Origin of the sequence: Pseudomonas silesiensis, from assembly GCF_001661075.1 — a bacterium.
Classification (GTDB): domain Bacteria; phylum Pseudomonadota; class Gammaproteobacteria; order Pseudomonadales; family Pseudomonadaceae; genus Aquipseudomonas; species Aquipseudomonas silesiensis.
The window spans coordinates 1,311,203-1,323,597 of record NZ_CP014870.1 but is presented as its reverse complement, the minus strand read 5'-3'; the positions used below and the strand labels follow the sequence as shown (position 1 = coordinate 1,323,597).

13 protein-coding genes are annotated in these 12,395 nt (G+C 61.4%); 7 read left to right on the top strand and 6 right to left on the bottom strand.

The window, feature by feature from the left end; translation table 11 throughout:
• Positions 1-28: 28 nt before the first annotated feature.
• The 3 genes from PMA3_RS05940 to PMA3_RS05930 all read right to left on the bottom strand — a co-directional run bounded on the left by PMA3_RS05940 (position 29) and on the right by PMA3_RS05930 (position 3,384).
• Positions 29-1,054 carry a PDDEXK nuclease domain-containing protein gene (locus PMA3_RS05940; RefSeq protein WP_064676297.1) on the bottom strand — a complete coding sequence of 342 codons (1,026 nt, stop codon included), beginning with the start codon at positions 1,052-1,054 and terminating at the stop codon, positions 29-31.
• Positions 1,055-1,250: 196 nt separating this feature from the next.
• Complete coding sequence (locus tag PMA3_RS05935; RefSeq protein ID WP_064676296.1) at positions 1,251-2,675, bottom strand: sensor histidine kinase; 1,425 nt, start codon at positions 2,673-2,675, stop codon at positions 1,251-1,253.
• Positions 2,662-3,384 (bottom strand): response regulator transcription factor, encoded by a 723-nt coding sequence (locus PMA3_RS05930; protein WP_064676295.1) that lies wholly within the window; start codon positions 3,382-3,384, stop codon positions 2,662-2,664. The genes PMA3_RS05935 and PMA3_RS05930 overlap by 14 nt, the downstream gene beginning before the upstream one ends.
• A 216-nt stretch (positions 3,385-3,600) precedes the next feature.
• Here PMA3_RS05930 and PMA3_RS05925 point away from each other — a divergent pair, with 216 nt between their 5' ends.
• The 4 genes from PMA3_RS05925 to PMA3_RS05910 all read left to right on the top strand — a co-directional run bounded on the left by PMA3_RS05925 (position 3,601) and on the right by PMA3_RS05910 (position 8,451).
• Positions 3,601-6,354, top strand: a complete 2,754-nt coding sequence (locus PMA3_RS05925) for a response regulator (protein ID WP_064676294.1) — start codon at positions 3,601-3,603, stop codon at positions 6,352-6,354.
• 188 nt (positions 6,355-6,542) lie between these two features.
• Entirely contained in the window at positions 6,543-7,535 is a 993-nt protein-coding gene (locus PMA3_RS05920; RefSeq protein ID WP_064676293.1) for a 2-hydroxyacid dehydrogenase, read from the top strand.
• A 77-nt stretch (positions 7,536-7,612) separates the two neighbouring features.
• Positions 7,613-8,047: a hypothetical protein gene (locus PMA3_RS05915; protein WP_064676292.1), complete on the top strand. Its 435-nt coding sequence runs from the start codon at positions 7,613-7,615 to the stop codon at positions 8,045-8,047.
• The gene (locus PMA3_RS05910; RefSeq protein ID WP_064676291.1) at positions 8,047-8,451 is read left to right on the top strand and encodes an META domain-containing protein; all 405 of its coding nucleotides are present in this window, start codon (positions 8,047-8,049) and stop codon (positions 8,449-8,451) included. Before PMA3_RS05915 ends, PMA3_RS05910 begins: the two co-directional genes overlap by 1 nt.
• A gap of 169 nt (positions 8,452-8,620) precedes the next feature.
• Here the strand turns inward: PMA3_RS05910 and PMA3_RS05905 are convergent, their stop codons facing one another.
• On the bottom strand, positions 8,621-9,088 hold the full coding sequence (locus PMA3_RS05905) for a TlpA family protein disulfide reductase (RefSeq protein ID WP_064676290.1): 468 nt from the start codon (positions 9,086-9,088) through the stop codon (positions 8,621-8,623).
• Between the two features lie 114 nt (positions 9,089-9,202).
• Between PMA3_RS05905 and arsC the strand changes: the two genes are divergently transcribed.
• From arsC to PMA3_RS05890, 3 genes are read left to right on the top strand one after another with little or no spacing between them, the layout of a single operon-like run.
• On the top strand, positions 9,203-9,556 hold the full coding sequence (gene arsC / locus PMA3_RS05900; protein WP_064676289.1) for an arsenate reductase (glutaredoxin): 354 nt from the start codon (positions 9,203-9,205) through the stop codon (positions 9,554-9,556).
• Entirely contained in the window at positions 9,553-10,149 is a 597-nt protein-coding gene (gene wrbA / locus PMA3_RS05895) for an NAD(P)H:quinone oxidoreductase (RefSeq protein ID WP_064676288.1), read from the top strand. The genes arsC and wrbA overlap by 4 nt, the downstream gene beginning before the upstream one ends.
• Position 10,150: 1 nt before the next feature.
• Positions 10,151-10,576 carry a DUF2069 domain-containing protein gene (locus PMA3_RS05890; RefSeq protein WP_064676287.1) on the top strand — a complete coding sequence of 142 codons (426 nt, stop codon included), beginning with the start codon at positions 10,151-10,153 and terminating at the stop codon, positions 10,574-10,576.
• Positions 10,577-10,681: 105 nt separating this feature from the next.
• Here PMA3_RS05890 and PMA3_RS05885 read toward each other — a convergent pair whose 3' ends face one another.
• Entirely contained in the window at positions 10,682-11,356 is a 675-nt protein-coding gene (locus PMA3_RS05885; RefSeq protein ID WP_064676286.1) for a DNA-3-methyladenine glycosylase I, read from the bottom strand.
• A 147-nt stretch (positions 11,357-11,503) separates the two neighbouring features.
• Positions 11,504-12,328, bottom strand: coding sequence for a tRNA 2-thiocytidine(32) synthetase TtcA (gene ttcA, locus PMA3_RS05880; protein ID WP_064676285.1), 825 nt, complete (start codon positions 12,326-12,328; stop codon positions 11,504-11,506).
• Between the last annotated feature and the right edge of the window lie 67 nt (positions 12,329-12,395).

The following is a 12,395-nucleotide window of genomic DNA, read 5'->3' as shown; positions in this document are numbered from 1 at the left end:
GTGCTTATGGCTTATGGGAATAAGCGAATTATTCAGTCCCCTCCCCCTGTGCAATATTCAGGGCATAAAACTCATGCAACTTGGCCTGCAACAACTGTTTGTCCGGTAACTGGACCTGGTATTCAGCGATCAATGCCGGCGACAGGCTACGGTTAAGGGCGTATTCGACCACCTCATCATCCTTGCTGGCACAGAGCAACACACCGATTGCAGGGTTTTCGTGAGGTTTGCGCGCATGTTGATCCAGAGCCTCCAGATAGAAGTTCAGCTTGCCCAAATACTCCGGTTCAAAACGACCGACCTTCAGTTCAATCGCCACCAGACAGTTGAGCCCACGGTGGAAGAACAACAGATCGAGGGCGAAATCACGCCCACCGACTTGAAGCGGGTATTGGGAGCCGACAAAGCAGAAGTCTCGGCCCAGTTCGACGAGGAACTCTTGGAGGCGCGCCAGCAATCCCAGATGAAGATCAGTTTCGGCGTGGCCGCCGGGCAGTCCAAGAAACTCGATCATGTAGGCATCGCGGAATACTTCCAGCGCCTCAGGATGAGTTTGTCTCAGCACTGCAGAGGCTTTTGCCGGTTGGGTAACGCTGCGCTCAAACAGCGCAGCCTTGAACTGGCGCTCCAGTTCGCGCTTCGACCACTTCTCCTGAACCGCCATACGTACATAGAATTCCCGCTCTTGCGGGCGTTTGCTTTGGCTGAAAATGATCACGTTGTGTGACCAGGGTAATTGTCGCACCAGTGGTGCGACTTTCTCTTCAGCGTGGTAAGTCTCATAGAACTGGCGCATCCGGAACAAATTCGACCGGGTAAAACCACGCAACCCTGGTTGCGTCAGAGCCAGATGCTCCGCCAACTGGCTGACCACCGCATCACCCCACTCAGCCCGTTCCAGCTTGCGACTGACGTAAGCACCGACCTGCCAATACAGTTCGATCAACCGGGTGTTGACCGCCTGAATCGCTTGCTGTCTGGCACTGTGAATCAGCGCAAGCACTTCACTGAAGCGGTCGTCGACTGTGCCGGAGGGAACATCGGTCGAATTCATGCCCAATCCTTGATGATGAGTAAAAGCAGGAGCTTAACCCGTCAAGAATGCTCCAAGGCGCCGGCAAAACCCTTTGGGAAATGTCGTACAGAAATTCGCGAACGTTCCGGCAAAAATCAGCAAGGTGGCAGTTGGCAGGGCCCCTTCGTCGGAATGCCGCCCAGACCAAGCCCTCTCTCACAGGTACTAGAGTCGCTCACACCTTTTGTGGCCTACCCATATATCCTGTGGGAGCGAGCTTGCTCGCGAAGGCGTCATCACTGACACCACCGGCATCAGCCAATAACCGCATATTCAGCCGCAACCCCTTACTGGTATTTTCAGCCCAAAGCCTCCCACCCTGGCGCTGCACCGCATTCCTCGCAATGCTCAACCCCAAGCCGAATCCACCATTCCCCGGCCGCGAACCATCGAGTCGAATGAACGGCGAGAAGATCCGTTCCAGATCCGCCTCGGCCACCCCACCGCCCTGATCCTCCAGCCACAAATGCCAGAAGTCGCCATCACGCCGTCCGTCCAGACGCACGACGCCGCCTTTGGGTGAATGACGAATGGCATTGCGCAGAATATTTTCCAGCGCCTGGGCCAGGGTATTGAGATTGCCGCGCACCCAACAGGATGAATCCACCGCGCACTGCAACTGGCTTGCAGGCCAGCCACTTTCATAGCAGGCGTTTTCCGTGAGCATTTCCCACAGCGCCTGGATCTGGATCGCTTCGTCGGGCAGCGGTGAGCGCTCGGTGTCGAGCCAGGCCAGTTGCAGGGTGTCTTCGACCAGGCGCTGCATGCCATCGACTTCCCGGTTGATGCGCTCGCGCAACTGCTCAAGCCCCTGCTCGCTCTCACTGGCCACCCGCAGGCGGCTCAGCGGGGTGCGCAGTTCGTGGGACAGGTCGCGCAGCAATTGTTGTTGCAGGGCCACGGTGCTTTGCAGGCGTTCGGACATGTGATCGAAGGCTCGGCCGAGCTCTCCCAACTCATCGGAACGGTTGGTGGTACGGCGCGACAGGCGCACGCCCAATTGGTCGGCGCGCCAGGCATTGGCTTGCTCACGCAGATTGTTCAACGGCACGACCAGCAGCCGATACAGCCCGACGCACAACAGCAAGGTAAACAGGCCGGGGATGACGCCGTTGGTGATCACCCGCCAGAACACCCGATAACGCCCGGGCACGAAACGCTGGGGCAACTCGATCACCAGGCTGCCGGCGGACGAGTCGCCGGGAAACGGCACCCGCAGCCACGGCCGGCCTTTTTTATGGACGGGCCAGTCCAGGCCGCGCAGAAAGGTCAGGCGCAGGATGTCCTTGTCCGATAGCGGCAGGCTGCTCAACGACTGCAGATCACCGCCAATGACGCCCACCCAGCCCGTTTCGCGCTGTTGCATGCCCTGCAACCAGGCATCGACACCCTCGTGCTGGCGCTCGAGCCAGGCCTGCTCGGCCTCGCTGGCATAGCGCGTCAGGGTGGCCCGGGCGTCATCCGACAGGAACTGGTTGCGCTGCTCCATGTAGCGGCCCCAGGACCAACTCAACCAGATCATCAACAGACAGAAGGCCACCAACAGACACGCCAGCTTCCAGAACAGCGAATGCCGGCCCGGCAGATCAGACCATTTCATCGACGGCACTCAGTACATAACCCTTGCCCCACACCGTGCGCACTTCCCGCTCGGTATAGCCGATGACCTTGAGCTTGCGGCGGATCTGGCTGATGTGCATGTCGAGGCTGCGGTCATGGGCTGCATAACCGCGTTGCAGCACATGCTGATAAAGGAAGGCCTTGCTCAGCACCTCATCGCCATGGCGGTTCAGCGTTTCCAGCAGCCGATACTCGCTGCGGGTCAGGCCGGCAGCCTGGGCGCCGCAATAGACCTCAAACAGCTCATCATCGAACCGCAGGCTGTCCGCCGAGGGGGCGACCGATGCAGGCGCTGGCCGCCGGTCGAGCGCCACCCTCCGCAGGATCGCTTCGATGCGCACCCGCAACTCCGCCATGCTGAAGGGTTTGGGCAAATAGTCATCGGCGCCCAGGCGAAAGCCGCTGATGCGATCCGCCTCGGCCCCGAGCGCGGACATCAGCACCACCGGGGTCGAATGGCTCTGGCGCAACTGCGTCAGCACGTTCAGCCCGTCCATGCCCGGCAACAGAATGTCCATCAGTACCACATCGAATGCTTGCTGGCGGGCGATGGTCAGGCCTTCCTGGCCGTTCTGGCACCAGGTCACCTGAAACCCGCAACGTCCCAGGTGCTCATGGACATAGGCACCGAGCACGAGGTCGTCTTCGATAGAAAGGATGCGCGGATGGCCAACAGAGATGGGATTCATGAGTATCTGCAAATAATTCTCAGTTGGCAATTATTCAAGATTGCCTCGCCAGGGGCAACCCAAGGTTTGCCCGCGGCGCAAAAGCAGGCGTGCAGCCGACGAATGACTGCTTCAAATTTTACCGGGATGGCCTGCGATCAAATCGCTACACTGCGCAGGTGGTGCGTGCCGGATGTACGTGCAGGTCATTTGAATAGCGGGATGCAGGAGAGAGGCGTGCTCAAGAAACTGGGAATTAAAGGCCGCGTGCTGTTGCTGACCCTGTTACCGACCAGCCTGATGGCGCTGGTACTGGGTGGCTACTTTACCTGGATGCAGCAGTCCGACCTGCAAGCCCAACTCATGCAGCGTGGCGAAATGATCGCCGAACAACTGGCGCCCCTGGTGGCGCCGGCCATGGGTCACCAGAACAACGAGCTGCTGGAGCGCATCGCCACCCAGTCACTGGAGCAGCCGGACGTTCGCGCAGTGACCTTCCTCGCGCCCGATCGCACCCTGCTGGCCCATGCCGGCCCGATCATGCTCAACCCTGCCCCCCTGGGCGACGGCTCGCAGCTGCTGCGTCGCAGCGGCAACGATGCGACTCGCTATCTACTGCCGGTATTTGGCAAGCACCGCAACCTGGCCGGTGACTTGATCCCCGATGAAGCCAATCGCCTGCTCGGCTGGGTGGAACTCGAACTGTCCCACAACGGCATGCTGCTGCGTGGCTACCGCAGCCTGTTCGCCAGCCTGTTGCTGATCGCCGCGGGCCTGGGCGGTGCGGCGCTGCTGGCGTTGCGCATGGGCCGCACCATCAACCGGCCGCTGAGCCAGATCAAGCAAGCCGTGACGCAACTCAAGGACGGGCATCTGGAAACCCGCCTGCCGCCCCTCGGCAGTCACGAGCTGGACGAGCTGGCGTCCGGCATCAACCGCATGGCCGGCACCCTGCAAAATGCCCAGGAAGAATTGCAGCACAGCATCGACCAGGCCACTGAAGACGTGCGCCAGAACCTGGAAACCATCGAAATCCAGAACATCGAACTCGACCTGGCGCGCAAGGAAGCCCTGGAAGCCAGTCGGATCAAATCCGAATTCCTGGCCAACATGAGCCATGAAATCCGCACGCCGCTCAACGGCATACTCGGCTTCACCCACCTGCTGCAAAAAAGCGAGCTGACCCCGCGCCAGCTCGACTACCTGGGCACCATCGAAAAGTCCGCCGACAGCCTGCTGGGGATCATCAATGAGATCCTCGACTTTTCCAAGATCGAGGCCGGCAAACTGGTACTCGACCATATTCCGTTCAATCTGCGCGACCTGTTGCAGGACACCCTGACCATCCTCGCCCCGGCCGCCCATGCCAAACAGCTGGAGCTGGTGAGCCTGGTGTATCGCGACACGCCACTGTCACTGGTGGGTGATCCGCTGCGCCTCAAGCAGATCCTCACCAACCTGGTCAGCAACGCGATCAAATTCACCCGCGAAGGCACCATTGTCGCCCGGGCCATGCTCGAAGAAGAGCATGAGGACAGCGTGCAGTTGCGCATCAGCATCCAGGACACTGGCATCGGCCTGTCGAACCAGGACGTGCGCGCGCTGTTCCAGGCCTTCAGCCAGGCCGACAACTCGCTGTCCCGACAGCCCGGCGGCACCGGTCTTGGGCTGGTGATCTCCAAACGCTTGATCGAACAGATGGGCGGCGAGATCGGGGTCGACAGCACCCCGGGCGAAGGTTCGGAGTTCTGGATCAGCCTGAGCCTGCCCAAGACCCGCGACGACGCCGAAGACCTGCCGGGCCCGCCGCTGCTCGGGCGCCGGGTGGCGGTGCTGGAAAACCACGAGCTGGCCCGTCAGGCGCTGCAGCATCAACTGGAGGACTGCGGCCTCGACGTCACCCCGTTCAATACCCTGGAAAGCCTGACCAATGGCGTGACCGGCGCGCATCAGACCGATCAGGCGATTGACCTGGCGGTGCTGGGCATCACCAGCAACGACATGCCGCCGGAACGCCTCAACCAGCACATCTGGGACCTCGAACACCTGGGCTGCAAAGTGCTGGTGCTGTGTCCGACCACCGAACAGACGCTGTTCCACCTCTCGGTTCCCAATCCCCACAGCCAGCTCCAGGCCAAGCCGGCCTGCACCCGCAAGCTGCGACGGGCACTGTCCGACCTGGTCAACCCGCGCCAGTTGCGTAGCGAGCCGGGCGAACCGGTGTCCAGCCGGGCGCCGAAGGTGCTGTGTGTCGACGACAATCCTGCCAACCTGCTACTGGTGCAGACGCTGCTCGAAGACATGGGCGCCAAGGTACTCGCGGTGGAAAGTGGTTATGCCGCGGTCAAGGCGGTGCAGAACGAGACCTTCGACCTGGTGCTGATGGACGTGCAAATGCCCGGCATGGACGGGCGCCAAAGCACCGAAGCGATTCGCCAGTGGGAAAGCGAACGGCATTGCACGCCGCTGCCGATCGTGGCCCTCACCGCCCACGCCATGGCCAACGAAAAACGCGCGCTGCTGCAAAGCGGCATGGACGACTACCTGACCAAACCGATCAGCGAACGGCAACTGGCGCAAGTGGTGTTGAAGTGGACCGGCCTGGCGTTGCGCAATCATGGGCCGGAGCGTTCCAGCGACCGCCATGGCGGCGACCATGAATTGCAGGTGCTCGATCACGAAGAAGGTTTACGCCTGGCCGCCGGCAAGGCTGATCTGGCGGCGGACATGCTGGCGATGCTGCTGGCGTCATTGGAAGCCGACCGCGAAGCCATCCGCTGCGCCCGGGAAACCAACGACCAGAACGCCCTGATCGAGCGCGTTCACCGTCTGCACGGCGCGACCCGCTATTGCGGCGTGCCGCAACTGCGCGCCGCCTGCCAGCGCAGCGAAACCCTGCTCAAGCAACAGGACCCGAAAGCCCCCGGCGCGCTGGAAGAGCTCGACCGGGCGATCAACCGCCTGGCTGCCCATGCCCGTATAAATGCTTGATACAGCACAATGGCGTTGATCACCTTCAGCGCCAAGCTCACCGCACCTCTGTAGGAGCGAGCTTGCTCCGGGCGGCGTTCCGACGATGGTCGTTAAAGATAACGCTTGGAACCTGACACCCTGCGGCGTTCTCTGGTTTTTCGCGAGCAAGCTCGCTCCTACAGCGGAGAGGGGACAAGGAGGAAATCATGCGCACCATTCTTTTCAGCAGCCAGACCTACGACCGCGACAGCTTTCTCGCCGCCGCCCTGCCCTCCGGCATCGAGCTGCACTTTCAATCGGCGCGATTGAGCCTCGATACGGCGGCGTTGGCGGAGCATCACGAGGTCGTCTGCGCGTTCATCAATGACGACCTCAGCGCCCCGGTGCTCGAACGCCTGGCCGCCGGCGGCACCCGTCTGATCGCGCTGCGTTCGGCCGGCTACAACCATGTCGACCTGGCCGAGGCCAAGCGGCTGGGACTGACGATCGTACGGGTCCCGGCCTACTCGCCCCATGCGGTGGCCGAACACGCGGTGGCGCTGATCCTGGCGCTCAACCGCCGCCTCCACCGCGCCTACAACCGCACCCGCGAAGGCGATTTCACCCTGCATGGCCTGACCGGCTTCGACCTGGTCGGCAAGACCGTCGGCGTGGTCGGCACCGGGCAGATCGGCGCGACCTTCGCCAGAATCATGCACGGCTTTGGCTGCCGGTTGCTGGCGTACGACCCCTTCCCCAACCCTCAGGTCGAGGCCCTCGGCGCCCGCTATTTGAGCCTGCCGCAGTTACTGGCCGAATCGCAGATCATCAGCCTGCATTGCCCGCTCAACGAACAGAGCAAACACTTGATCAACCGCGAGTCGCTGGCACACATGCAAGCCGGCGCGATGCTGATCAATACCGGTCGCGGCGGCCTGGTGGATACCCCCGCGCTGATCGATGCGTTGAAAGACGGCCAATTGGGTTACCTGGGGCTGGACGTCTATGAAGAGGAGGCGCAGCTGTTCTTCGAGGACCGCTCCGATCTGCCGCTGCAGGACGATGTGCTGGCGCGCCTGCTGACGTTTCCCAACGTGATCATTACCGCACACCAGGCCTTCCTGACCCGCGAAGCCCTGGGCGCGATCGCCGCGACCACCCTGCAGAACATCGCAGACTGGGCCGGCGGAAATACCCGGAATCAAGTTGATGCCGGCTGAACCAGATCGAAGGTCATTCGCCCGCGCAGTGCTGCGTTGATGTCTGTGCTAGCATGCCGCGCATATTTGGAGGACCCATGGTCGAACACGATTTCCGCTATAGCCTGATGAACCCGCAACACACCCTCACCGAATGCCGCGCCCTGGTCCCGGGGCGTTATCAAGTCACCGGCAACGGCGGCTCGATTCGCAATAACGACGTGTTGGTCGTGACCCTCAAAGGCAGCAAGGACTTGTCCATGCGCCTGACCGTCGAAACGGTTCGCCACCTGATCAACCCGCCGGGCCAATGGGTCGCGGTGGCCAGCGGTCCGGTGTTCGGCGAACTGGCGATCCACACCTGGAACGTCAACTGCGACAGCTGCGCCAAAGCGCTGAGTTTCGAATTCGCGGTCGACGCCAAGCTGGGCAACAAGGCCGAAAAGCCAGCCGCCACTGCGCGGATTGCCGAATTGGGCTGGACCACTGTTGGCGAGAAGCACCTGTGCCCGACCTGCCAGGAGCCTGCGTGATGAAACGCCTTGTTCTGAGCGCCATGGTTGGCGCCAGCCTGTTGGGCTGCGCCGCCGAACCGGTAAAGTTGCAACAGAACCGCAGCTACATACTGGAATGGATCGGCGAACGTCCGTTGATGGATTACAGCCACCTGACCATCACCCTCGGTGAAGACGGTCGGGCCTACGGCAACGGCGGCTGCAACCATTGGTTCGCGCCCTATACCCTGGACGGCGACAAGCTGAGCTTCGGCAAGGTCGGCAGCACCCGCAAAATGTGTGCGCCGGCGTTGATGGAGCAAGAGAAGCGTTTTCTCCAGGCGCTGGAAAGTGTGCAGCGCTGGGATGTTTCGCCGATCGACCAGATGCGTTTTTGGCCGGCCCAAGGCAAGCCGTTGCGCTGGTGGCTGGAAGAAGGTTGATCCGACGCAACCCCCCTGTAGGAGCGAGCTTGCTCCGGGCGGCGTTCCGACGATGGACGTTAACGATAATGCGTTTTTTCTGGATAAACGCGGAGTCCTTGAACCCATCGTCGGAACGCCGCCCGGAGCAAGCTCGCTCCTACAGGGGATTGCAGCTACGCACGGACGATCAGTTAGTCGCCTGCAACGCCTCCAGCTTCGCCATCACCATCGCCGCCGTCTGCTCACCCATCAACTGCTCCCGCACCTTGCCCTTGTCATCGATGATGTAGGTCACCGGCAACGCCTCACTGCGCGGCAGTTCGAACAGGTCGGCCGGGTCTTGAGCCAGCACCGTGAACCTGATCCCCAGTTTCTCGCTGGCGCTCCTGAGCTCTTCACCCTGCACATTGTCGAAGTTGACCCCGAACACACCGATCTGCTTGTCCTGGAGCTGCTCGGCCAGCGCGTTCAACTCCGGGATTTCGGTACGGCACGGCCCGCACCATTCGGCCCAGTAGTTGAGCACCAGCCATTGCTTGTCCAGGCGCTCGGCAGCGATCTTCTGACCGTTCTGGTCGATGCCATAGTCGTTGCCACAGCCCCCCAGCACTAACGCCCCGATGATCGCCAACGCCGCTGCCAGTCGTCTTGTCATGTCGTGATCCTTGTCAAAAAAAGAATACTGCCGCGACCCATTGCCTCCCAAGGTTCTGGATTACGCGCTGCCCAGTTAGAATAGCCGCCACCTTACGCAAGATGCGACCCGCACATGACCGATCTGACGCTTTATCACAACCCGCGCTGCTCGAAATCCCGCGGTGCGCTCGAATTGCTCGAAGCCCGTGGCCTGGCGCCTACCGTGGTCCGCTACCTGGAAACCCCGCTGGACGCCGTACAAATCCAGCGCCTGCTGACCAAGCTCGGCATCAGCGCCCGGCAACTGCTGCGCACCGGCGAGGACGACTACAAAACCCTCAACCTGGCCGACAGCCAACTCAGCGAGGCGCAATTGATCGCCGCCATCGCCGCGCACCCCAAACTCATGGAGCGCCCGATTCTCGAAGTCGGCGACAAAGCCATCATCGGCCGTCCGCCGGAGAATGTGCTGGAGCTGCTGCCGTGAGCGCACCCTATATCCTCGTCCTGTACTACAGCCGCAGCGGATCGACCAATGAAATGGCCCGGCAGATTGCCCGGGGCGTCGAGCAGGCCGGGCTTGAAGCCCGTTTGCGCACGGTGCCGGCGATTTCTACCGAATGCGAAGCCGTGTCGCCGGACATCCCCGACGAAGGCGCGCTGTACGCCAGCCTCGACGACCTGAAAAACTGCGCGGGCCTGGCCATGGGCAGTCCGACCCGGTTCGGCAACATGGCGGCGCCGCTCAAATACTTCCTCGACGGCACCAGCAACCTGTGGCTGACCGGCGCACTGGTGGGCAAGCCGGCCGGGGTGTTCACCTCCACCGCGAGCCTGCACGGTGGCCAGGAAACCACGCTGCTGTCGATGATGCTGCCATTGCTGCACCACGGCATGCTGATCACCGGCCTGCCTTACAGCGAATCGGCCCTATTGGAAACACGCGGCGGCGGCACGCCTTATGGCGCGAGTCACCACGCCGGGGCCGATGGCAAAAGCGGCTTGAATGAACATGAAGTGGCGCTATGCCGGGCCCTGGGGCTGCGCCTGGCCCGCACTGCACAGAAACTGGAGAGCTGAGGTGGCCAAAAAGCCGAAGATTCTGCCCTCCATCCAATGGCTGGAACCTCGCGTTCGAGCGATGCGAGTCATCAGCCTGCTGTGTTTTTTCAGCCTGCTGGGGCTGCTGTGCGCCTACTACCTGGTTATCGCCGATCTGCACGGCGCACGGCCCTGGGTCATTCTGCTGATCGAGCTGGTGCCGCTGCTGTTGCTGGCGCCGGGCATGATCATCGGTAGCCCGCGCGGGCATTCGTGGATGTGCTTTGTGGTGAACCTGTATTTCATCAAGGGCGCATTGGCCGCGTTCGACCCGAACCGGCAGTTGTTCGGGTTGCTGGAGATGGGGGCGAGCCTGGCGGTGTTCTGTTCGGCGCTGTTGTATGTGCGGTGGCGGTTTCAGTTGAATCGCCGGTTGGCTGGCGAAGGCGAGATCAGCGTCGCCTGACAGGCCCCCTTCGCCGGCAAGCCGGTCTCGCTCCCACAGGGGATTTTCGCCGTTCCCAAATCCCCTGTAGGAGCGAGGCTTGCCCGCGAAGGCCACAACTCGGTCTCAATGATTCACTGTGTAAGCCAGCATCATCGAAATCTGGCTCATCGCCCGCCCGCCACTCTCTTCATGCCACTGGTTGAACACTTTCTGCACCGTGGCCAGGTCCCGCAGACTGGTCGGCACCTTGTCGACGATCTGCTGCGCATTCAACGCTGCCACCACGTCATAGCTCGGCACAAAGGTATCCTTGCCGACCATGCGCAGGAATCGCGGCGCCGACAACCCACCCAACTGATGCCCGTGCTTTTTCAGGTAAGTCCACAGGCCGACGATATCGGTCACCGGCCACTCGGCGATCAAGGCGCCGAAGCTGCCCTTCTCATGCGCCACATCAAGGATGAACTGCGCATTGCGCGGCACGCTCTTGAGCTTGCCCAGGTGCCGGATAATCCGCGCATCCTGCATCAACCGCTCCAGGTGTTCGGCACTCATCAGCACGACTTTTTCCGGGTCGAACTTGAAGAACACCTCTTCGAACGACGGCCATTTGGCGTCCACCAGGCTGTGCTTGAGCCCGGCACGGAACACGCGCAGCGCCATGGTCGACAGGTAACGGTCATCACTGATCTTGCGCAATTGCGCCGCAGTCTTGGGAACGGGCAGATGGGCTTCCAGTTCAGCCGCTGAACCGAAGCGGTTCAGACAGTATTCGTGCAGCCACTTGTAATCGCGCATGCCCTCTCCTGAGGATTGAAATGAAACCGACCACTGGAAACACAAAAACTGTGGGAGCGAGCTTGCTCGCGAAAGCGGAGCGTCAGCCACATCGTTGTTGACTGACACTCCGCTTTCGCGAGCCGGCTCGCTCCCACACAATTTGTGTCAGAGGTTTACGACGTTGACGAACCGCGAAGCGGCGGATTCGTCGATCTTGAGGCTGGTGAAGTCGAACAGGTTGCGGTCCGCCAATTGCGACGGGATCACGTTCTGCAGGCTGCGGAAAATGCTTTCAGTGCGGCCCGGTGTCTTGCGTTCCCACTCCTGGAGCATGTCCTTGACCACCTGACGCTGCAGGTTTTCCTGGGAGCCACAGAGGTTGCACGGAATGATCGGGAATTGCTTGAAGTCGGAATAGGCCTGGATGTCTTTTTCGTTGCAGTAGGCCAGCGGGCGGATTACCACGTTGCGACCGTCGTCGGCCCGCAGCTTCGGCGGCATGGCCTTGAGCGATCCATTGAAGAACATGTTGAGGAAGAAGGTCTCGACGATGTCGTCGCGGTGATGACCGAGCGCCATTTTGGTCGCGCCGATTTCGTCGGCAAACGTGTAGAGCGTGCCACGACGCAGGCGTGAGCACAGCGAACAGGTGGTCTTGCCTTCCGGGATCAGCTCCTTGACCACCGAGTAGGTGTCTTTCTCGACGATGTGGTACTCGATACCCAGCGTCTTGAGGTAAGCCGGCAGTACATGCTCCGGGAAGCCCGGCTGCTTCTGGTCCATGTTCACGGCTACGATCTCGAACCGGATAGGTGCAACCTTCTGCAAGTGCATCAGCACGTCGAGCATGGTGTAGCTGTCCTTGCCGCCGGACAGGCAGACCATGACCTTGTCGCCGTCTTCGATCATATTGAAGTCGGCGACAGCCTCACCGGCCTGGCGGCGAAGGCGCTTTTGCAGTTTGTTCTGGTTGACCGTGAGAGTGCCCATGACGCGAAATCCGTGAGGTGTGACGAAAGCCCGGCATTTTACGCAAAAACCCGCCGGGGGCGAAGTG